We start from the raw sequence: 20,962 nt of genomic DNA on the forward strand, positions 1-20,962 counted from the left end.
CCGTACGGAGTCGGCCTTCAGGGCCTTCTGCATCTTGGCCCCCAGGGGGTATTCGTCGGGGTTGCTGACCGACCCTGTGGGCCTGTGCACAGCAGGTGACGTCACAATGTGAGCGATTGTCGAAAAAGGTGAGAACCATGAATCCTCTGAAAGCTGCAGCCGTCCTTGCCGGGCCCGTTGTCGTGGCCCTTGCAGCCACGTCGGCCGTCGCGCATGGGGGGCCGGGGAGCGCTGCCGACGGCGTCACCGATGCGACGAAGCGCATCGGGGAGGGGGCCGTCCATGGCGGAGCGCACGAGCGGCCCGTACACCTCGTCGGCACGCCAGACGAAGGAAGGTTCGCCGAGGTGACGCAGGGTTCGGGTCGTCCCGTCACCCAGGAGACGCGTTTCTCTCTGCTTGGTGGTCTGCCCGTCGACTGAGTCCTCGGCTCTTACCAGATTGTGGGACCAGGAATGAAATCGTCGTCTGCTCCGGCCCGCCCCGCGTCCTCACTCGATTGCGCCACTCCGCCTGCCGGCGGTTGGTTCGCCTCCGTCACCAACGCGCGATTCAGGAACCGACGGTGGCTGCTGGCATCAATGCTCGCGTCAGCAACGGGAGCGGTAATCGCCCCGGTCTTGCCGAAGAGGGAACCGACTGCACGCAGTTCGGCGGAGCGGTTCAACGAAACGTACAAAGGGCGGCGCATCGTCGGCGGCAGTTACCCCACCTCCGCCGGCTCCACGAGCGACCTCGTCCGTTGGCACGTCACCGTCGACGGAGAAGCGCTCCATCTGATGCGGCGTGCGGACGGTAGTTGGATGACCATGATCGACCACTACCAGTCGTACCCCACCCCGCTCGCTGCCGCGCGTGCGGCGGTCGACGAGCTGGGTCCGGGCACGAGACTGGGCGGGTTGTGGGACGGCGGCGGGGGCGCCGACGAAAGCCATGGTGCGAGCGCGGGAACGAGGTTCCGGGAGGACCATCCCCATGGTCTACACACGTAAAGACGTCAGTACGCTGAACCGATCCGAAAGGCGTCGGTTCGTCAACGCGCTGATCGAAATCAAACGTCGCGGTGAGTACGACGAATTCGTACGCAGGCACTTGCGGTACTACGCACCCGACGGGGAGAGCGGCCTGCGCGCGGCTCATATGGCGCCTTCTTTCCTGCCATGGCATCGCAAGTTCCTCCTGGACCTGGAGAACGCGCTGCGCCGCGTGGACGATTCGGTCACCCTGCCGTACTGGGACTGGACGCGTGACCGCTCGCGTACTGGCGTACCGTGGACCGACGACCTGCTTGGAGGCACCGGGCGGCGCTCTGACCGGCAGGTGATGACCGGCCCCTTCGCCTTCCGTAACGGCGCCTGGAAAATCAGGGTGAGCGTCACCGACGCCGAGTTTCTCATGCGTGACCTGAGTCGTCCCCGACAGCCGATCAGCCTGCCGACGTCCAAGGACGTTGCGGCGGCGCTTGCTGATCCGCTGTACGACACAGCCCCCTGGAACTCGACTTCAGCAAAGGGGTTCCGTAACAAGATCGAAGGCTGGGGGCCCGGGCGTCCTCCGGGATCATGGCGCACTCACAACAGGGTCCATCGCTGGGTCGGAGGCCACATGGTCGGCGGCGCCTCGGTCAATGATCCTGTCTTCTGGCTGCACCATGCCTTCGTGGACCTGCTCTGGTCCCGTTGGCAGCGACGGCATCCAGGTTCCAGGTATCTCCCCGCCAAGCCGCCCGCCCGCGGCGACGCCCAGCGGGGGCGGATCGTCGCGCGGAAGCAGAAGCTGCCGCCGTGGAACGTGACACCTCAGGACCTGGAAGACCACAGCCGGATCTATCGCTACGCCTAGTGCCGCCAGTCCCAGCGGAAGCAGCCGGCCGACGGCCTCGTGCGAGCGCGTGTCCAGCTCCCGTGCCCACCGGGAGAAGCACACCGGCACCGTGCTGCGCAGCCCGATACCCCGGCGCCGGTTCCTCGCGCATCCGGTCCACCGCGAGGCGCTCGCGTCGTCCGCCGGCGTCAGCACCGCCGGGCCGCAGCACCGCCGCGGGGACGCGAACGTCGAGCAGCGACACGAACACATTCCTTCGAACACGGTCACCGGTGCGGCCGAAGGGGCCACTCGAAAGCCCCAGCGACGGTGGCGTGAATCCGTTTCATGTGACTGAGTGTCAGTGAGCGGAGACGAGCGAAAGGGACGTCCATGGCCACACGGCAGCGACGCGCACGGTCCCGGCGGCTGGCATTCGTCGCGGCGGCGGTGGCCGCGGCAGCGGTCCTGGCGTCCGGCCAGACGATCGCCGCGGGCGCGGGAACGGCACGGTCCGGCGAACCGGCACGACCGGTGGTGGCGGCCGCCCCGGCGGCGACCGCGGCCCCGGCATCGGTCGAGACCGGGACGTCCGCATCCGGCGGCACGGGCACGGCGACCCCCACGCCCACACCGTCCACCCTGCCCGCGAGCACCACCCCGACGTTCGGCGCCTACCTCGACTACGGCCCCCTCGGCGTGGCCCGCATGGCCCAGCTGAGCAGCTGGCTCGGCGGCGCTGAACTGCGCGTCGGGCACACCTACCTGCCGGGCGACCTCTGGAGCAACATCGAGGGCCACCCCGGTTTCCTCGACGTGTGGGCCAACTGGCGCCGCGCGAAAGCCGACCGGCTGTTCGTCCTCAACGTTCCGATGATGGAGCGCAACGAAGAGGGCTTGTCCGACCACGAGGTGCGCGGACTGCTGCGCGAGGCCGCGGCCGGCCGGTTCGACCACCACTTCCGCGCGCTGGGCGAGCGGCTGGTCGGGCTGGGCGTGCCGGACACCGTCCTGGTGCTCGGCTGGGAGATGAACGGCATCACCTACACCCACCGCTGCGGGCCCGACCCGGAGGCCTGGAAGCAGTACTGGAACCGGATCGTCACCACCATGCGCGCGGTGCCGGGCCAGAAGTTCCGGTTCGACTTCACGCCGAGCCGGGGCCGGGACGCCGTGCCCTGGACGGAGTGCTACCCGGGCGACGACACCGTCGACATCATCGGCCTGGACGCCTACGACCAGCCACAGGGCATGTCGTTCGAGGAGCAGGTCTCGGAGCCGTACGGGTTGCAGCACCACGTGGACTTCGCCAAGGCGCACGGCAAGGCCATCTCGTTCCCCGAGTGGGGACTGTTCCGCAACGGCGACAACCCCGAGTACATGAAGCGCATGCTCGCGTGGATGGACGAGCACAAGCCGCTCTACCAGACGCTGACGGACTACTGCCCGCACGGCGTGTGGCAGTGCGGGTCCAATCCCCGGGCGTCCGAGGTCTACCGGTCGTTCCTCTTCGGCCGCAAGGACCCCGCCCCCGCCACGCCTTCCACGTCCACCGCACCGGCCCAGATGCCGGCTCCGGCCCCGACGCCCACAGCGCAGCCGAGTCAGCCCGCCCCGTCGCGGCCGGAAGGCTGCTCGCCGCTGGACCTCGGCGACTGGGTGGAATACTGGGTCGGCGGGAAGCTCTGCCTGCGGCTCGACTGGTGGTCGCGCCACGCGCGGTAGCACGGGAGGGTCGCGCGCGCCGCGGCGGCGGGCCCGGTCAGGGCCGGCCGCCGCGGTCGCGCTCGCGCGGTCCGCGCAGCAGTTCCTTGCCGTGCCGGCGTGCCGCCGCGTCGCACAGCGCCGCGGCCAGCAGGGGCGCCGAGTGCCGGCGGGCCAGCAGCAGGCGCTGGTTCACCACCGCACGCGGACGCCAGTGGTGCTTGTAGGGCTCGTTGCCGCGCAGCAGGCTGAGCGTGCCGGGTGTGCCGTCCTTGACGTGGGTGGCCGTCGAGTCCAGCAGCATCGCCGCCACATCGGCCTTGCGCTCGCGCAGCACCGGGTGCGCGCCGTACAGGTAGCCGCCCGCGAGGCGGAGCGAGAGCAGCGTCACGTCGACCGCCACGACCTCGTCGTCGAGCCGGAACTCGGTCACCACCGCGTCCCCGGAGCGCACCATCGCGCCGACCGCCCGCACCAGGTGCTCGCGGAACCTCGGCCGCAGGTGCTCCGACGTCACCTTCCGCCCCTCCCACTGCAACCGGTGCAGCTCCAGCAGCCGCACCAGGGCGGCCTCGACCTCGTCCGGGGCCACGACGTGGCGCTGGACGCCGAGCGCGTCCAGCTTGCGCAGCTTGGCGCGCAGCCGCTGCTGGGTCTTCGTCGGCAGCCGGGCCAGCAGTTCGCCCATGGGCGCGGCCGGCAGTTCCAGGCACACCGAGTCGTCCATCCGCCGCCGCGACCCGGGCCACTGCTCGTAGAGCCGCTCGGCCGCCCCGCCCGGCCGTACCTCGCGCAGGTCGATCAGCGCGCCGCGGGCGGCGTCCGACAGCGCGTCGGACAACACCGTCAGCGGCTCGTCGCCGTGCTCGTCGGCCAGCAGGACGTCCCCGTAGTCGGAGATGGCCCCGCCGAGCGGCACCAGCGCCGGCAGTGGATGCCGTACGCGCATCAGCGGGGCCGCCGCGGCCAGTTCACCGCTCGCGGCGCGCACCAGCACCAGCCGCAGCCGGGCGTGGTGGCCGTAGGACCGCCACCACGAGTGCAGCCAGGCGTGGCTCTGGAACGGGGTGGCGCAGGCGCAGTGCCGGTACAGCCGGTTCCAGTCGCCGGCCAGGCCCGCGAAGCCCCGCTCGTCGGTGACCAGTTCGGCGCGGTACGTCACAGCTGCCGCTGCGTGTCGGCGGCGAAGGCCGGACCGGGCACGGAGGCCGGACGGCCGGGGCCTGCGCCGGCCCGCCGCGGCCGGGCCAGCAGCGCCAGCCCGCCCAGCAGCCCGCCCGCGCTCGCCCCGACCAGGCCGGTCACCCCGGCGGACGCCGAGGACGGCTCGTCCGGGTTCACCGCGCGGGCGAACTGCCGCAGTTCGACGTGGGTGGACGGCTCGGCGTCCTCGGCGTGCCGGGTCAGCGCCCGGGCCACGGCGTTGGCCATGCCGGCGGCCAGCTCCGGGCGATCGGAGGTCGCCGTGACCGACACCATCGGCGCGTCCGGCGAGGTCGCGGTGCGGACACCGCGCCGCAGGGTCGCCACGGGGACGCCGGCCCGCACCTGCGCGTCCCCGAGCACCGCGAGCTGCGTGGCGACCCGGCCGTAGGCCTGGGCGAAACCGAGGGCGGTGGCGGTGTCGGACTTCGCCGTCGGCACGGCCACGACATAGCTGGTCGCCGTGTACTCGGGTGTCCGGACCAGTCCGTAGCCGCCGCCGAGCAGACCGCCTGCCACGGCCCCGGCCGCGAGCAGGGACCAGGAGGGCAGGGACCAGGAGGGCAGGGACCGGGTGAGGGCGGAGACCTGGCGGTGCTGCCGTGCGGGGGTGTCGGTCATGAGGTGCGGGCTTCCTGGGACGGGACGGACAGGGGACGGGAGACCGCGGCGGCATAGACGTCCATGAGCCGTGCGGCGCTGCGGGTGATGCAGTAGTGGCTGGCGGCCTCGGGCACCGTGCGCGGACCGGGCCCCTGACGGCGTACGTCCGCCAGGGCCCGGGCGTACGCGTCCGGGCCGCCGGTGACGTGCCGGGCGGTGGGCGCGGCGGACGCGGGCAGGTCCTGCAGGGCCGGGCAGGAGGCGTAGAGCACCGGCAGTCCGGCCGCCAGTGCCTCCACGACGGCCAGGCCGAACGCCTCCTCCTTGGACGGGGAGGCCAGGACGTCCATCGCGGAGGTCAGCGACGGCAGGTCGGGGCCGGGCGTGCCGTCCGGGACGTAGGGGCGTTCGCCGGTGAACAGCACCCGGTCGGCGACCCCGGCCGCCCGGGCGGTGCGGCGCAGCACGTCCTCCTCCGGGCCGGCGCCGACCAGCAGCAGCCGGTGGTCGGCGGGCAGGTGGGCAAGCGCCCGGATCAGCGTCCCGAAGCGCTTGCCGGGGGCGAGGCGGCCGACCGCGCCGACGACGTACGCGTCGTCCGGCAGGCCCAGCCGGCGGCGGGTCTCGGCGCGGCGGGCCGGGTCGTAGCGGAAGCGGGCCACGTCGATGCCGTTGGGCACGACCTCGATGCGGGGCCCGGGCACGCCCCAGCGCTCGAGCCGCTCGGCGACCGTGGGGGACACGGCGACCGTTGTCCGGCCGAACCGCTCGCCCGCCAGGTACAGGGCACGCACTCCGGCGTTCAGGGGCCGGCCCTCCATCTGCGAGTCGCCCAGGGAATGCTCGGTGGCGACGACCGCCTTGACCCCCGCGAGACGCGCGGCGATCCGGCCGTAGAGACACGCGCGGTACAGGTGGGTGTGCACGAGCTGGTAGCCGCCCTGTCGGATGAGGCGCACCAGCCGGGGCACGGCGGCCAGATCGCGGTTGCCCGCCATCCCGAGGTGGTGCACGCGCACCCCGTCGGCGGCGAGCCCGGCTGCGACCGCGCCCGGGTTGGTCAGCGTCACCACGTCGCAGTCGACGGGCAGGTGCCGCAGCAGCAGCCGCAGTTGCTGCTCGGCGCCGCCCACGCCGAGGCCGGTGATGATGTGCAGGGCCCTCACCGCGGCTCCTGGACGGCTCGGCGGCGCAGCCGGTGCAGCCGGTACTTCAGGAACAGCCGTACGCCGGTGTCGTTCTGGCCGATGTGCACCCGGGGCAGGGCGTGCGGGCCGCCGAGCGGACCGGGGTCGATCGCGCAGCCGTAGGTGTAACCCGCCTCCCGTACCGCCTCGACGGCCCGGGCGTCGAGGGTGCCGTACGGGTAGCAGAAACCGGCGGGCGCGGCGCCCGTCAGCTCCGCGAGCACGGTCCTGCTGCCCTCGGTCTCCGACCTCAGCGTGACGTCGTCGGCCTTGGTCAGGTCGACGTGGGTCAGGCCGTGCGAGCCGATCTCGATGCCCTCGGCCGCGGCCTGCCGTACGCCCTCGGCGGTCAGCAGCCGCTTGCGCGGGCCCAGCGGGTCCCAGGCGTTGTCGCCGCCGAGCCGGCCCGGCAGCACGAACAGGGTGGCGCCGCAGTCGTGCCGGCGCAGCACGGGCAGAGCCTCGGCGACGAAGTCGGCGTACCCGTCGTCGAAGGTGAGCCCGACCAGGCCGCGGCCCGCGCCCCTTGCCCGGGCGGCCAGCAGATCGGTCATGGACACCCCGCGCAGACCGCGCCGCCGCAGCCAGCCCAGCTGCTGGTCCAGCCGCTCGGGCGAGACCGTCACGCGGTACGGGTCGTCCGTGGGGTCGCCGACGGAGTGGTACATCGCCACGAACAGTGCCGGGCCGGACGTCCGGGCGCCGGGGCCGGTGTGCGCGTCGGTGCGGGTCCGGGCGCCGGGGCCGGTCCGGGCGTCGGCGTCGGTCTGGGCGCCGGCGTCGGATCCGGCGTCGGGGGAGTCAACGGGTGTGGCCATGAGGGAGCCTTCGTGAGACGGAACGGAGGGACTGCAGCGCGGTGACGCAGCCCTGGTCGCCCAGGGCGCGGCCGAGCGGGAGGAAGACCGCGGCGACGGTGACGGCACCGGCGGCGAGGGCGAGCAGCGGGGAGCCGGACCGGCCCGCCGCCCAGGCACCGGCGAGCGTCGCGGGCACCGCCGCGCCCACCGGCCGGGCCAGCTGGGCCCAGACCCGCCGGGTGCGGATCGGGACACCGCGCCCGGCCAGCCCGGCGAGGAGGAGTACGGCCGTGACGGTAATGCCGCCCGCGTTGGCGGCGGCGATCCCCCGCACACCCCACGGCCCCACCGCCCAGACGCCCGCCACCGCGGTGACGGCCAGGCCCGCGGCCATCGCGCCGAGCGGGAACCAGCTGACCCGCCCGGCCGAGAAGTACGAGCGGATCAGGGCCCCTACCAGAGTGTGCGCGAGGAGACCGAGGGCGTAGACGCGCATCACCCCGGCCGTCGCCGCGGTGTCCTGGGCGGTGAACGCGCCCCGCTGGAGCAGCAGTTCGACGATCTGTGGTGCGCAGGCCACGACCACCGCCCAGCCGGCCAGCACCATCGAGGCGGCCAGTGCGAGGTCGCGCTCGACCCGGTCGCGGGCCCGCTCGGTGTCCCCCTCGGCCAAGGCCCGGGCGACCACCGGGAACGTGACCGTGCACAGCATCAGCGAGAGCGTCATCGGGATCTGGGTGATCTTCTGCGCGTAGTTGAGGCGAGAGATGGCACCGGCGGGCAGTGTGGAGCCGAGAAACCGCTCGATCAGCACCTGGGCCTGGCGGCACAGTGCGAACAGCAGGACCGCGGCCAGCAGCGCGACACCCATCGCCCGCTCGTCGCCCGCCCCGCCGGCCGGCTGCGTGACCCGCACGCCCTTGTGACGCAACTCCCGCCACAGCACCGGCAGCTGCACCAGCGCCATGAGACAGCCGCCGATCGCCACGCCGGCCGCCGCCGCCCGCACGCCCCACTGTCCGCCCAGCACGAGCACGGCCGTGATGATGCCGGTGTTGTACGCGACGTAGATCGCCGCCGGAGCGAGGAACCTGCGGTGGGCGCGCAGGGCCGCGCTGCAGTAGCCGGCGAGTCCGAACGACAGCACACAAGTGGCGGTGAGCCGGGTGCAGTCGACCGCGAGCCCGGGGTCGGGCAGGCCCGGGGCCAGGACCCCGACCACCTGTGGCGCGAGGACGGCCAGGAGCGCGCCCACGGCGGCGAAGGCCAGGGCCAGCCGGGGCAGTGTGTGTGCCACCAGCGACCGGACGGGGTCCCCTGCCGCGCCCCCGGCCCGCCGGGCCAGTGCCATGCTGAAGGCCGGGATCAGGGCGATCGCCAGTCCGTCCTCGATGAGCAGCGTGGCGGCGAACTCCGGCACGGTCCACGCCACGAGGAACGCGTCCGTCGCACTCCCGGCCCCGAACATCCGTGCCAGCGTCTGGTCCCGCACCAGCCCGAGCAGGGCCCCCGCCGCCGACAGCACGGCGGTGAGCAGGGCGGCCCGGGCGAGGAACCCACGGGTGACGGGCGCGTCCACGAGCCGGGGAGAGGCCCCGGTCTCCGGGGCGGGGGGCGTCTCGGGTGCGGACGACGCCCCGACCAGTGACGGAAGAGGGGTGATCGGCAGCTCGGCCGCGGGTGATGCCTCTGGTGCGGGGGCCGTCGCGGGTTGGGCTGATACCTCGGCGACGGGCGCCGGTCCGGATGAGTGTGACGCCTCGCGGCCAGGTGGTGCGGCATCGCCGGAGGCGCGACGCCGGGCAGACGGGCCCGGCGCCGTACCGGCCGAAGTACCGGGCCCGTTCGACACGGTGGGGAAGTCCAGCCCTTCGGGAGGCGGTACTCCGTCGGTGGCCGAAGCCGGTCCGGCAACCGAAGCCGGTCCGGTGGCTGGAGTCGGTCCGGCAACCGAAGCCGGTCCGGTGGCTGGAGTCGGTCGGGTGGCTGGAGTTGGTCCGGCACCCGAAGTCGGGTCGGTGGCCGACGAAGCCGGTCCGGTGGCCGGAGTCGGTCGGGTGGCTGGAGTTGGTCCGGCACCCGAAGTCGGATCGGTGGCCGACGAAGCCGGTTCGGTGGCCGGAGTTGGTCCGGCCCCCGGAGTCGGTCGCGTGGCCGGAGCCGGTCCGGTGGCCGGAGCCGGTCCGGTGGCCGGAGTCGGTCCGGCAGCCGGGGCCGGATCAGCGGATGAGGCTTCTCGGGGCCGCCCGGCCGCCAGAATGCGGGGCACCGCCGAGGGGCCCGAGGTCGCGGGCGCCGGCCCCGGGAGCCCCGTTCCCCCGCCCGGACCCGTCTGTTCTGGCATGACCGTCATCGTGTCGGCGCCTCCTGCACCGCGCCCCGGGCGTCCGGCGCGGCGACGGCCGGTCCGGTCGCGGCGAGGCCCGTCCGGTCCGACAGCCCCCACCACGCCGCCAGCCCGAAGCACATCGCCGTCAGGACCGTCGACCTGCCGCCGATGTCGGCGTAGGCGAAGTCGGTCAGCTGCCACACCAGGAGGCCGGAAGCGACCAGGCCGCAGTCCAGGCCGGGTCCGGCCGTGCGGCGGGTGCGCCACAGGGCGCGCACCGCGCACAGCAGCAGGGCCAGCCAGCTGCCCGCCATGGCCAGCAGGCCGATCAGCCCCTGCTCGGCCAGGACCAGCAGGTACATGTTGTGCGGGGACAGCAGCGGCTGCTTGCGGAAGGCCTCCCCCGCGCCCTCGGTGTCGCTGCCCGCGGACAGGGCCAGCGAGGCGTGCCCGTCGCGGTGTTCGGGGAAGCCCTTCAGGCCGACGCCGGCCAGCGGGTGCTCGCCCCACATGCCCCTCGCAGCCGCCCACATGGTGTACCGGTCGGTCACCGACTGGTCGGGTGCGTCGGCGACCTGCGTGATGCTGCTGACCCGCTCCTGCAGCATCGCCGTACCGACGCCGAAACCGCCCACCAGGATCACGCTCGCCGCGACCACCACGGCCGCGGCCGACAGCGCCCGGCGCAGCCCGGACAGCAGCAGTTGCACCAGACACGTCACCGCCGTCGCGATCCACGCCCCGCGGCTGAACGACACCGCCAGCGGCGGCAGCAGCAGTAACACGCAGGCGAGGGCGGTCAACCGATGGCGCACCGGCGCACTGCCCAGCGCGAGACCCGCCGCGCAGACCAGACCGAGGGAGACGACCGTGGCCATGCCCATCACGTCCTGCGCCCCGAACGTCCCCACGGCCCGCACCGGGCGGCCTTGATAGGAGGCGCCGGTCGCGGTCGCGTACTGGTGCACGCCGACGGCCCCCTGCCACACCGCCAGCCCCACGAACGACCACGCCAGCAGCCGGAAATCGTCCCGGTCCCGCAGGAGCAGCAGCACGGCCAGCGGCACCAGCACGAAGACCTGCAGATAACGGCCGAAGCCGATGAGCCCCTCGCCCGGCGACAGTGCCCCGGCCGCCGCGACGGTGACCCCCAGCACCGGCAGTCCCAGCACCAGGGCCGCCATGATGGACAGGGGCCGCTTGCGGTCCCGGACGAGACGGATCGCGCAGTACAGCACGACCAGCGCGGACACGGCGTCCGCCGGGCCGGCGCCGCCCTCCCCGCCCGGCCCCAGGGGCAGGGCGAGCAGGACGACCACGGCCAGCAGGGGAAGTACGGGCGCGTACGCCCCGACCCGGGTCATGCGCGGTCAGCTCCCTGTCGGACGCACGAGCGCCGCCGCCGTGCGCAGCAGGATGCAGACGTCCTGCCACAACGACCAGTCGTCGATGTACGCGTTGTCGAACCGGGCCCGGTCCTCGATCGAGGTGTCGCCGCGCAGCCCGTGCACCTGGGACAGGCCCGTGACGCCGGCCCGGACCCGGTGGCGTGCGGCGTAGCCCGGGTAGATCTGGCCGAACTGCGCGACGAAGTAGGGGCGTTCGGGGCGCGGGCCGACCAGGCTCATGTCGCCGCGCAGGACGTTCCACAGCTGGAGCAGTTCGTCGAGGGAGGTGCGGCGCAGGAACCGGCAGAACCAGGGCATCCGGCGGTCGCCCGCCACGCTCCACCGGGTCGCCGACTCGTTCTCGTCGGCCGGGCGGTGGGTGCGGAACTTCAGCAGCGTGAAGGGCCGGCCGTCCTTGCCGATGCGCTCCTGCCGGAAGACGACCCCCGGCCCGCCGGTCAGCCGCAGCACCACCGCGCACACCAGCAGCAGCGGGCCGGTCAGCAGGAGCAGCGCGCCGGACGCCACGACGTCCAGGGCCCGTTTGCCGGCGCTGCCGCGCGGCCGCGTCCCGAGGTCGAGGCGACGGCAGGGGAAGCCGGCGAGCCGGTCCCCCGGCCAGTTGGAGGGCACGTCGGGGTCGATCTCCCACACCGTGCAGCCCGACTCGGCCAGCGCCCGCAGCAGCGGTCCCTGTGAGGTCCGTGCGGAGGTGCGCACGGCCAGCACCTCGCGCACCCCGTTCTGGACGACCGCCCGCTGCACCTCCTCGCCCGTGGTCAGCACGGGCAGTCCCGCGCCGCCGTCGGGTTCGTCGGTGACGACCCCCACCGGCCGCACCCCGTAGCGGGGGTGGCGCAGGACGGCGGCGGCCACGCGCTGCGCGGTCGCGGCCGGGCCGACCACCAGCGCGGCCTGCGGCTGATGGAGCAGTTCGGCCCGCCGGTAGGCGTGTACGGCGGCGCGCCCGGCGCAGCAGGCCGCCGTCTGGAGCAGCATCCCGGTTGCCAGGGTGGGCAGGGACAGCGTGTGCCGCGGCACGCAGGCCGCCGTGAACGCCCCGAGCGCCAGCCAGGCCACCGCGATCCGTCCGCTGACGGCGGGCAGTTCGTCGAGCAGCGTGGGCAGCCGGGCGGGCCGGTGGGAGTGCAGCAGCAGCGACGCGGTCACCAGCACCGCCAGCAGCAGCGGGTGGCGCTGGGTACCGGACAGCGCCAAACCGCCCAGTACGGCGGCCGTACCGTCGGCGGCGAGAAGCGGCAGCGGTGACACGGCCCGGCCCGGGGGGCGCCGCTCGGGGACACGGAAGCCCGCCGCGGTGCCGCGCGACGGCAGCAGCGACACGGACGGGCGTCCGAGCAGGCGGGGCTGCCCGGTGGGAGGGGGGACGGTGCTTTCCGCGGTCACGAGACGACTGACTCCCTGCGCTCGGTGGACTCGGCGCGCGCGCCCAGGAGTTCGCGGTACACGTCCGCGACCGCCCGGGCCGTGCGGCGCACGTCGTGCGTGGACAGGACATGCCGGCGTCCCTGGTCGCCGAGGGATCGCCGCAGCGGCGCATCGAGCAGCAGACCGGCCACGGCCCCGGCCAGGGCCGCCGGGGCGAGGGCGGGAACGAGGCAGTGCGGCACGAGCCCGGGCGGCAGGCTCTCCCGGGCCCCGCCCACGTCCGTCACCACCACCGGCCGCCCGCATGCCATGGCCTCCAGCGGGGCCAGGGCCATGCCCTCCCAGCGCGAGGGCAGCACGACCAGGTCCGCCGCCTGGTGCCAGGGCACGACGTCGGCGACGTCCCCCGCGAACCGCACGGACGGGGGTGCCAGGGCCCGCAGCCGACTGTGGTCGGGGCCGTCGCCGACCAGCACCAGCCGCGCCCCGGGCACCCGCCGCAGCACCGACTCCCACGCCGTCAGCAGGACGTCCTGACCCTTCTGCCGGCACAGCCGCCCCACGCACACCACGAGCGGCCCTCGCGGGCCGGTGTGCGGCAGCAGGGCCGCCCGTACGGCGTCGGCGTCGGCGGGACGGAAGCGTTCGACGTCGATGCCGTTGGGCACGACGCGCCACCGCCCACGGACCCCGGCCGCCTCACCGAGCCGGCGCTCGGCCTCGCTCACGCACACCACCCGGGCCGTCCAGCCGGCGCCCCACCGCTCCCAGCCGCGCGCGAGGGCCGCGGCCGTGCCGCCGACCGCCTCGAACGACCAGGCGTGCGGCTGGAACACCGTCGGGATCCGGCCGCGCAGCGCGAGCCGCCCGGCCAAGCCGGCCTTCGCGCTGTGCGCGTGCACCAGTTCGGGACTCACCTCCGCGACGATCCGGGCCAGCCGGCGTGTTTCCGCGACGGTGGAGCCTCCCGGTGCGCGCGTCGCCGCCCAGTGCCGTACGTCCGCGCCGAGTTCCCCCAGCCGGGCCGCGAAGAGGCTGTCGGGGCAGGCGACGGTGACGCGCAGGCCGTCGGCGAGTTGGGCGCCCACCAGGTCCGTCACGACGCGCGCGACGCCGCCGTCCACGGGCTGGGTGAGGTGCAGGACCCGTGGCGGAGGGTCGGTCGGTGACACGTGCATGCGCGGTTTTCCTCGCTCAGGGACGGCGCTCGGGACGGCGGGAACGCGCCTGGCTGCCGGGTGCCGACGGCGCCGCGGAGCGCGCTGGCGCACACCGCGTCCCGCTGGCCAACGAGCCGGACGCCCACCGGTCACCACCGCACGGCTGGGCGGGGCCGAACGTGCTCCCCCCCTGGGGTGGCCGATCGAAAGAGCGAGCGAGGCACATGCGAGGTGCGCGTGACCGCGAGTCCTTTGACGTGAGTCTCAACGGGCTTGTCCTTCTCGCGGCTTCGCTTGCCGGCCGGGCGAACCGTTCGGTCACCGCGCCCTTGCTGCCGCGGCGCCGGGCCATCTCGGTGAACCGGTCGGCACCGACCTCCGAGGCGAGGACCGGTACGGCCGGCGGTGGGCGGCAGCGGGGCAACCGTCGGCGAACCGGGCCCGCCATGAGCGGGCTGGTGCGTCCGGGCCATCTCCGGGCGGGCGACTTCCTTCACGGTCAGCGCCAGGACAGGGGCCGGCACTCGCCACCTCGGACCGAGCCGGAAGAGCGTGCTGACGCCGTGGCCGGCATCGGCGACCACGACCGGCGCCTTCAGTCGCCCTGCGCCGAGCGGCCGTCCACCCCGCCGGACTCCACGTCGCCTCCGTCTTCATCCGGTCGGCGTGGTGAACCGCAAGAAGCGGCTTAGCGCTGGATGGTTGCCGCGCGTGGAGAGGGAATCGCGCCGGCGCGGGGGGTGTGAGCAGGCCCGTTGAGGGCACCGGCCTTGTGAGCGGTGTGCGGGGAGAGGCCGTGCCGGTGCCGGGGGAACGCGCGTCGCGGTGGGCGGGTGAGAGTGATCTGGCGGGCGGCCTGCTGGAAGCAGACCAGCGACGCCAGACCGGGCAGCGCCGCGACTGCCATGGCACCGATGCCGCGGGGGGTTTGGAAGACACAGAGCAACATCGCCAGCATCGAGAACAGCAGCACCACGGCCCAGGAATGGAAGGCACGTCGCCGGTGCAGTGCCGCTCGCACCACTGACAGGGCGCCCACCGCGTAGGGGCCGTACACGAGCAGGGGCCACCAGGCAGCGGGGGTCTTCCCCTGGCCGAAGACAGCGGCCAGCACGAGCGGTTCGTAGGCCATCACCGCTCCGAGGAGACTGACCGAGGACGCGGTCAGCGCAATCAGTACGCCCAGGCTCACACTGGCTGCTCGAAAGCCACCAGCGCGGCGCGACGGCCGCGACTTGCGATGGCTTACCCGAGATTCTGTGAGCGGAGCCATCTCCGCGGTGGTCTCCTGCGGGGTTGCCACCGGTGCGCCTGAGACCGGGTCGTAGCGCAGGGGGTCCGCTTCCAGCGGTTCGAAGGGCGGCTCGGGCAACAAGTAAGCCACTTCCTGGGCGGGATCCCAGCCACTGGAGGCGGTAGGGAACGCGTCCCAATGGCTCTGGGTTCCGTATGGACCAGGATCGTCGTCCGCCGGATACAGCGGGTTTCGAGCAGAGGACGAGGGTTGATAATAGGCTTGGAATGACATGGTAGGAAGATCAGTTGGCCCGCCCGGCGGCTGCGCCCTTACTTCCGTCCCAACGCTTGGCGAGAGCGTCTTCCAGGCGGATCAGGTCGTTCAGCAAACGCCGAAGGTCACGCTCAGCCTCTTGGAGGCGCGGCGGCAGCGCGTAGCCGGCCGAGAGCCCAACCGTCGAATGATTGACGCTGCTGGTCATGGCGGCGCGCGGAAAGTACGTCGCCGGACACGTCTTGCGGCGGACGGGAAGGCACTGCTTGCCAGGCAAGACAGAGTTCCGCACCTTGTTCTCGTGATCCATGCCTGGCATAACGCACTACTAATGCTGCGGATGCGCGGCAAAGGAGTGAAGGACCCTCAGTGTATTGCGACCATAAACTAAGAATTCTTCTCCGGTGATACTGGTGGTCGGGACGGCCGGCCTGAGCCGGACCGTGGGTGCCCCTCCGAGAGACATGCGCTACTGGCGGGCGCCGGCTCGGGGGTGGCTCCGGGGGAGGACGGTCATCCGCAGGGCGCGCGGCCGTACGGTGAGCCGGGCGACCTGGCGGACGGCCTGGCCCTCGGCGAGTTCCAGCCGTACCGAACGCAGCATCGTCGCGATCGCCGTGACCATCTCGGTGCGGGCGAAGCGGTCCCCCATGCACTTGTGCTTGCCGTCCCCGAAGGGCAGGAACGCACCTGGCGGAGGCTCCTGCGCGGCGTCGTTCCACCGGTCCGGGTCGAAGGTGAGCGGATCGGGGAAACGCTCGGGGTCGCGGTGCAGGGCGTGCTGGCAGTAGGCCAGTTCGGTGCCGGCGGGCAGCGTCCACTCGCCGAGACGGGTCTCCTCGGTGGTACGGCGGGTGACCAGCCAGCCGGGGTGGTGCAGCCGCAGGGTCTCGGTGATCACGCGATTCAGGTACGGCAGCCGGGCCATGTCGTCGAAGGCGACGGGCCGCTCGCCGAGCACCTCGTCCAGCTCGGCCAGGACCCGGGCCTCGATGCCGGGGTGACGGGCGAGTTCGTACAGGGTCCAGGACAGAACCGACGCGGTGGTCTCGGTGCCCGCCACGGCCAGAGTGAGGATCTCGGAGCAGATCTGATGCCCGGTCAACGGCTCGCCTGTCTCCTCGTCGACGGCGCGCAGCAACATGGAGAGCATGTCCCCGGTGTCGTGCCCGGAGGCCTGCAACTCCTCGACGGCGGTGTTGACGGTGGCGCGTACGCCGGCCCGGGCCCGGTCGAAGCGGCGGTTGAAAGGCAACGGCAGGCGCTCGGCCCAGTCGGGCAGCATGAGGCGCACACCGACGCCGTTCATCACCACCGACAGGTCGCGGCGCAGCCGGCGGAAGACGGCGTCGTCGAGGCTGCCGGCGAACACCGTCTTGGCCAGCATGTCGAGGCTGAGTCCGACCATCGCCTCGCGTACGTCGAGGGGCCGCCCGCGCTCCCAGCCGGCGACCGTGGCCGTGACCTCGGTGCGCATGATGTCGACGTACCGGCTGATCTCGGTGTGGGCGAACGCCGGTTGCAGCTGGCGGCGTTTGCGTACGTGAGGCCGGCCGGTGGCGGTGACGACGCTGTCGCCCAGCAACTGGCCCAGCTTGTCGTAGAGCCGGCCCTTGTCGAGAGTGGGCGCCAGGGCCTTAAGCATCTGGTGGATCAGGGCCGGGTCCTGGACCACGACGGTGCGCGTTCCGGGTTGCAGGACGATCTCGACGAGCGGTTCCCGTGTGTCGCGCAGCGAGTCGATGAAGCCGAGGTTGTCGCGCATTCTCAGCGCGTGGCCGATGAACGGTAGCGATCCGGCAGCCCGAGGTATGGGGAGAGGCGCAGCGGACGTCACGGGTCATCCCTTCGCGGCAATCATGGGCGCCCCTATGGCTTCCCTGCCCCTTCCCCGGCGCAATCCTGTCATGAACGTGTCCTGTGCCACGTGGGACGAGTGGGTGGGAGGAGGAGTGCCCCCAGCGGAGAACGCTGCACCGGAGCTCCAGCGGCGAGGGGCCGGGAGACCGACCACCCGAGCGCTGCTTCGTTCCCTCTGTGTCCCTTCCGGCCGGCCCTACCGCCTCGTTGCCGTAGCCGAGCAGGCAGAACCCGCGACCTGGCCATGGGCATCCCGGTCGCTCTGACGGGCTTGATCGCCCGGCTGTGGGAGAACGAGTTCAACGGTCAGAAGCGGCACCTGGGGCTCCGACGCGGCGAACTGCTCGGGCTCCACCGGTCGGACGTTGACCTGGACGGAGATCGCTGGAGATCCGTACGGCCCTGCAGCGGGTCAACGGAGAGCTGACGATCACCGCGCCCAAGACGCGCCACTTGGAGCGCCCCGTACCGCTCCCAGCCGTGTGACTCGACGCGCCCCGCCGGCGCGTCGAGCGCCGCGCGGAAGAGCGCGAAGCCGCGGAGAGCGGTGGATGGAGCTGCTCGGCCTCGGGAGCCCGCCGCACATCGCCCGGGACATTGCCGGGCACAGCGCCCTGGACGTGACGACGAACATCTACGCGCACGCCGACATGACGGAGAAGCGGGCCGCTCTGGACAAGTTGCTGTCGATTCCGGGATGCCTGCTCGATGGTCGTCTCCGGTGGCGAAGGCGCGTGCCGTCGGCCGGAGCCAGGGCGTTCGGCACCGGTGACGCCGGAGCAACCCTCTGTGAGGTATTTAGGTACTATGGCGACGGAGGTGTTGACAATGGCGACGACGGCGAAGCCGGTACGCCAGTCCCCGCTGAAGGTGGACCCGGCGACGGACAAGTTGATCAGCCAGGGCGCTCATTTCCTGGGGCTGACGAAGAAGGACCTGGTGGCCGAGGCGGTCCGGGCGTATCTGGAGCAGCGCCGTGAGGATCTGCGCTCCGGCATGGTGGAGGCGCTCAGCGTGCTGGATGGATCGCTGAAGTCGGATGTGATGCTGCTGACCGGGCTGACCGCGGAGGAGATCGACGCGGTCGGGGGAATCGAGGAATGAGCGGACCCAGCCCGCTGCGCCCGGCCCGCCCGACGCTGCGCTGCTTACGCGAGGATTTGTGCCTCGCGGTGCCGCCGGTCACGGCGCCGCTGGACGAGATCGACCACCCGGTGCTGGCCAAAGCGTCCGAGCAGTTCGCGGACGAGGACGGCAAGCACGAACGCATCCGGTCCGTGGACGACCAGGTGCTGTTCAAGGTCAAGGTGCAGCGGTGGCGCGGCGCGGTATGGCTGGACGCCGATCTGCCGTGGGTGGTCGCGGCGGGTCGGCGACAGGACGGCTCGGGCGATGACTTCTATGTAGGTCTTGAGGCTGATGGCCGCGCCGCCCGTGCGCGCTACAACGCGGAACATTCCGACGGTCTGAAGACCACGACGCACACCGCTTACCTCCTGCCCGCGCGCGAGGACCACGTCCGGTACCGCGCCGAGGCAGGTGTCCGCTTCGTGCGCCGCCTGCGGGCGACTCTGCTGGACCTGGCGCGCGCCACGCTGCGCGACGGCCGAGAACACACGCGCGAGTTCGACACTTTCACGCTTGGCCTCCAGGTGCGGGCGGACGACGGCCACGAGACCTACCTCGCCGTCCGGATCACCGGCTCCGTACCGCCGAACCTGACCGTGCTGATCCTGCGCAACGTCCCCGGCTGCGAGGCTGAGGGCTGGTATCCGGAGTACGCCCTGCCCGAGCGGGACCTGCTCCCGGCCGAACAGGCGTGGTCCAACCTCATGGACCCACGCGCGGCTGCCCAAGTGCTGGACGAGGAGCGGTAGCCAAGCGTCCGTCAGCTCGAACCGCAGCTCCGATGGCGGTGTGTGTCCACGCTCGTGGACGATCAAGGCGCTTGGCCTGATAGCGATGTGGACAGGTCGAGAAAAAGGACGAGACCAGCGTTTCCGCTGGTCAAGTGGTGTGAGCGCCCCCGGCAGGACTCGAACCTGCGGCCAAGCGCTTAGAAGGCGCCTGCTCTATCCACTGAGCTACGGGGGCCGGGTGTGGTGGCCTCTGTCCTGGTGCCCTGGTGTGGGCCGATCCGTGACGTTGCCGGGGACAAGGATAGGGCTCCCGCGTCCTTGTCCCTGTTGCTTCGCCTCCGTGGCTCGATGTGGAGGTTCAGTGAAGCGGTCCTGATAATCGCAGGCAGGTACGAATCGTGCACCGCTTTTGCCGTCACAGGCATCGGGTGTTGTGCACTCGTTATGCCTGGAGTGGACCGGTGTCCCAGTCGTCCCTTCCGTCCCTTGTGTTCCGTCGGCGCGCAGACATGCTCATATGCTTCAGAATTCCCCTAAAATTGGGCATTCTTCACATGTGGTGACCTTGGACGTACGGCCTCAGCTGCTCGACGCACTCTCCGCCCTGCGCGACCGTGTCGCCGCCGCACGCTTCCCGCTGCCCCTGGCGGGGGCCCCACGCGCGCGTGCCAACCGCGACGAACTCCTCGCGCAGCTCGACGACTACTTGGTGCCCCGCTTGCGGGAGCCCGAAGCGCCGCTTCTGGCCGTCGTGGGCGGGTCCACCGGAGCCGGGAAATCGACGCTCGTGAACTCCCTCGTGGGACGGCGGGTCAGCGAGGCGGGCGTGCTGCGGCCGACGACACGCACCCCCGTGCTGGTCTGCCATCCGGAGGACCACCACTGGTTCAGCGGGATGAGAGTGCTGCCCGATCTCACCCGCCTGTGGGTGCCCCAGCAGGACGCCACCGACGACCTGTTGCTCCCCGGCGAGAACCCCGCGCGCGTGCTGCGCGTCGAGACCGCGGAGACGCTGCCGCCCGGCCTCGCCCTCCTCGACGCGCCCGACATCGACTCGCTGGTCTCCGATAACCGCGTCCTGGCCGCCGAACTCATCTGCGCCGCCGACATCTGGGTCATGGTCACCACCGCCGCCCGCTACGCCGACGCCGTCCCCTGGCACATGCTGCGCACCGCCAAGGAGTACGACGTCACCCTGGTGACCGTGCTCGACCGCGTGCCCCACCAGGTCGTGCACGAGGTGTCGCGCCAGTACGGCGCCCTGCTCACCAAGGCCGGGCTCGGCGAGGTGCCCCGCTTCACCGTGCCAGAACTCCCCGAGTCCGCCTGGGGCGGCGGGCTCCTGCCGGCCTCCGCCGTCGCCCAGCTGCGCACCTGGCTGGTCCACCAGGCCCAGGACCCCGCGGCCCGGCAGCACGTCCTCGCCCGCACGGCGTACGGCGTCCTCGACTCCCTCAAGTCCCGGATGCCCGAACTGGCCGGTGCCGCCGCCGCGCAGTACGCCGCCGCGCTGCGCCTCACCTCCGCCGTCGAAGGGGCGTACGACAGCGAGCACGCGCGGGTGCGGGGCCGCTTGCAGAGCGGGGCGGTACTCGCCGGCGACGCGCTCAAGCGGTGGCGCGCCTTCCCTCTGGACTGCACCGCCGGAGAACTGCTCGACGCGCTCGTGGAGAGCCTCGGCGCGCTGCTGCTGTGCGCCGTCACCGCCGCCGACGAGCGTATCGACGACGCCTGGCGGCGCGAACCGGCGTCCGCCGCCCCGGAACTCGCCGCACGCGACTCCGGGGCGGACAGCGCCAAGCAACGCATCGGCCTGGCCGTACGGCGATGGCGGCGGGAGCTGGAGGAACACGCCGAGGACGAGGTGCGCGAACTCGACCGCAACCTCGCACCCGACCCCGAACTGGTCGCCGCCCTGGTCGCCACTGCCCTCCTGGGCGGCCGCCGGGGCCGGATGGCCGGGGAGGGACTCGCCGAGCGGATCGGCGCCCACGGCGCGCTCAGACTGCGCGACCGGGCCGGGCGGCTGCTCACCGAGCACGTGGACCGCGTCCTGCACGCCGAACGCGAGCGCCGCCTCGCGCCGCTCGACGCGCTGGACGTCCACCCCGAGCCCCAGGCCGAACTCATCTCCGCGCTGTCCGTACTGCAGAAGGAGAGGTGACCG

General features: G+C 72.6%; 18 protein-coding genes, 1 tRNA gene and 1 pseudogene. 8 read left to right on the forward strand and 12 right to left on the reverse strand.

Features of this window, described 5'->3' with window-relative positions:
• The first annotated feature begins 137 nt into the window (after window positions 1–137).
• The 4 genes from AB0937_RS02740 (at window position 138) to AB0937_RS02755 (ending at window position 3,528) form a co-directional block, all read left to right on the forward strand.
• Complete coding sequence (locus AB0937_RS02740) at window positions 138–422, forward strand: hypothetical protein (RefSeq protein WP_366709129.1); 285 nt, start codon at window positions 138–140, stop codon at window positions 420–422.
• 159 nt (window positions 423–581) lie between these two features.
• Window positions 582–992 carry a tyrosinase family oxidase copper chaperone gene (locus tag AB0937_RS02745; RefSeq protein WP_366709130.1) on the forward strand — a complete coding sequence of 137 codons (411 nt, stop codon included), beginning with the start codon at window positions 582–584 and terminating at the stop codon, window positions 990–992.
• Entirely contained in the window at window positions 976–1,842 is an 867-nt protein-coding gene (locus AB0937_RS02750; RefSeq protein WP_366709131.1) for a tyrosinase family protein, read from the forward strand. Before AB0937_RS02745 ends, AB0937_RS02750 begins: the two co-directional genes overlap by 17 nt.
• Before the next feature lie 354 nt (window positions 1,843–2,196).
• Window positions 2,197–3,528 carry a glycosyl hydrolase gene (locus AB0937_RS02755; RefSeq protein WP_366709132.1) on the forward strand — a complete coding sequence of 444 codons (1,332 nt, stop codon included), beginning with the start codon at window positions 2,197–2,199 and terminating at the stop codon, window positions 3,526–3,528.
• A 37-nt stretch (window positions 3,529–3,565) separates the two neighbouring features.
• On the opposite strand, the gene AB0937_RS02760 is transcribed toward AB0937_RS02755, so the two are convergent.
• The 11 genes from AB0937_RS02760 to AB0937_RS02810 all read right to left on the reverse strand — a co-directional run bounded on the left by AB0937_RS02760 (window position 3,566) and on the right by AB0937_RS02810 (window position 16,913).
• On the reverse strand, window positions 3,566–4,669 hold the full coding sequence (locus tag AB0937_RS02760; protein ID WP_366709133.1) for a GNAT family N-acetyltransferase: 1,104 nt from the start codon (window positions 4,667–4,669) through the stop codon (window positions 3,566–3,568).
• Window positions 4,666–5,331, reverse strand: coding sequence for a lipopolysaccharide biosynthesis protein (locus AB0937_RS02765; protein ID WP_366709134.1), 666 nt, complete (start codon window positions 5,329–5,331; stop codon window positions 4,666–4,668). The genes AB0937_RS02760 and AB0937_RS02765 overlap by 4 nt, the downstream gene beginning before the upstream one ends.
• Window positions 5,328–6,479, reverse strand: a complete 1,152-nt coding sequence (locus AB0937_RS02770; protein WP_366709135.1) for a glycosyltransferase — start codon at window positions 6,477–6,479, stop codon at window positions 5,328–5,330. The genes AB0937_RS02765 and AB0937_RS02770 overlap by 4 nt, the downstream gene beginning before the upstream one ends.
• Complete coding sequence (locus tag AB0937_RS02775; RefSeq protein WP_366709332.1) at window positions 6,476–7,168, reverse strand: polysaccharide deacetylase family protein; 693 nt, start codon at window positions 7,166–7,168, stop codon at window positions 6,476–6,478. The genes AB0937_RS02770 and AB0937_RS02775 overlap by 4 nt, the downstream gene beginning before the upstream one ends.
• 133 nt (window positions 7,169–7,301) lie before the next feature.
• Window positions 7,302–8,879, reverse strand: coding sequence for a lipid II flippase MurJ (locus AB0937_RS02780; protein WP_366709136.1), 1,578 nt, complete (start codon window positions 8,877–8,879; stop codon window positions 7,302–7,304).
• A gap of 770 nt (window positions 8,880–9,649) precedes the next feature.
• On the reverse strand, window positions 9,650–10,993 hold the full coding sequence (locus AB0937_RS02785; RefSeq protein ID WP_366709137.1) for an O-antigen ligase family protein: 1,344 nt from the start codon (window positions 10,991–10,993) through the stop codon (window positions 9,650–9,652).
• Between the two features lie 6 nt (window positions 10,994–10,999).
• On the reverse strand, window positions 11,000–12,424 hold the full coding sequence (locus AB0937_RS02790) for a sugar transferase (RefSeq protein WP_366709138.1): 1,425 nt from the start codon (window positions 12,422–12,424) through the stop codon (window positions 11,000–11,002).
• A complete protein-coding gene (locus tag AB0937_RS02795; RefSeq protein ID WP_366709139.1) occupies window positions 12,421–13,584 on the reverse strand; it encodes a glycosyltransferase family 4 protein in 1,164 nt (387 codons plus the stop codon). Before AB0937_RS02795 ends, AB0937_RS02790 begins: the two co-directional genes overlap by 4 nt.
• 670 nt (window positions 13,585–14,254) lie before the next feature.
• Window positions 14,255–15,094: a hypothetical protein gene (locus AB0937_RS02800; protein WP_366709140.1), complete on the reverse strand. Its 840-nt coding sequence runs from the start codon at window positions 15,092–15,094 to the stop codon at window positions 14,255–14,257.
• A 10-nt stretch (window positions 15,095–15,104) separates the two neighbouring features.
• A complete protein-coding gene (locus AB0937_RS02805) occupies window positions 15,105–15,386 on the reverse strand; it encodes a hypothetical protein (RefSeq protein WP_366709141.1) in 282 nt (93 codons plus the stop codon).
• A gap of 159 nt (window positions 15,387–15,545) precedes the next feature.
• The gene (locus tag AB0937_RS02810) at window positions 15,546–16,913 is read right to left on the reverse strand and encodes a cytochrome P450 (RefSeq protein ID WP_366709142.1); all 1,368 of its coding nucleotides are present in this window, start codon (window positions 16,911–16,913) and stop codon (window positions 15,546–15,548) included.
• Between the two features lie 246 nt (window positions 16,914–17,159).
• On the opposite strand from AB0937_RS02810, the pseudogene AB0937_RS02815 reads away from it, so the two are divergent.
• The 3 genes and pseudogenes from AB0937_RS02815 to AB0937_RS02825 form a co-directional block, all read left to right on the forward strand.
• Window positions 17,160–17,363: pseudogene (locus AB0937_RS02815) on the forward strand (hypothetical protein); the annotation flags it as partial.
• A gap of 401 nt (window positions 17,364–17,764) precedes the next feature.
• The gene (locus AB0937_RS02820) at window positions 17,765–18,040 is read left to right on the forward strand and encodes a hypothetical protein (RefSeq protein WP_366709143.1); all 276 of its coding nucleotides are present in this window, start codon (window positions 17,765–17,767) and stop codon (window positions 18,038–18,040) included.
• Window positions 18,037–18,813: a hypothetical protein gene (locus AB0937_RS02825; RefSeq protein WP_366709144.1), complete on the forward strand. Its 777-nt coding sequence runs from the start codon at window positions 18,037–18,039 to the stop codon at window positions 18,811–18,813. The genes AB0937_RS02820 and AB0937_RS02825 overlap by 4 nt, the downstream gene beginning before the upstream one ends.
• 144 nt (window positions 18,814–18,957) lie before the next feature.
• Here the strand turns inward: AB0937_RS02825 and AB0937_RS02830 are convergent.
• A tRNA-Arg gene (locus AB0937_RS02830) sits at window positions 18,958–19,030 on the reverse strand.
• Between the two features lie 321 nt (window positions 19,031–19,351).
• Between AB0937_RS02830 and AB0937_RS02835 the strand changes: the two genes are divergently transcribed.
• The gene (locus tag AB0937_RS02835; RefSeq protein ID WP_366709145.1) at window positions 19,352–20,959 is read left to right on the forward strand and encodes a dynamin family protein; all 1,608 of its coding nucleotides are present in this window, start codon (window positions 19,352–19,354) and stop codon (window positions 20,957–20,959) included.
• Window positions 20,960–20,962 lie beyond the last annotated feature (3 nt).

Origin of the sequence: Streptomyces sp. NPDC047880 (assembly GCF_040706515.1) — a bacterium.
Classification (GTDB): Bacteria; Actinomycetota; Actinomycetes; order Streptomycetales; family Streptomycetaceae; genus Streptomyces.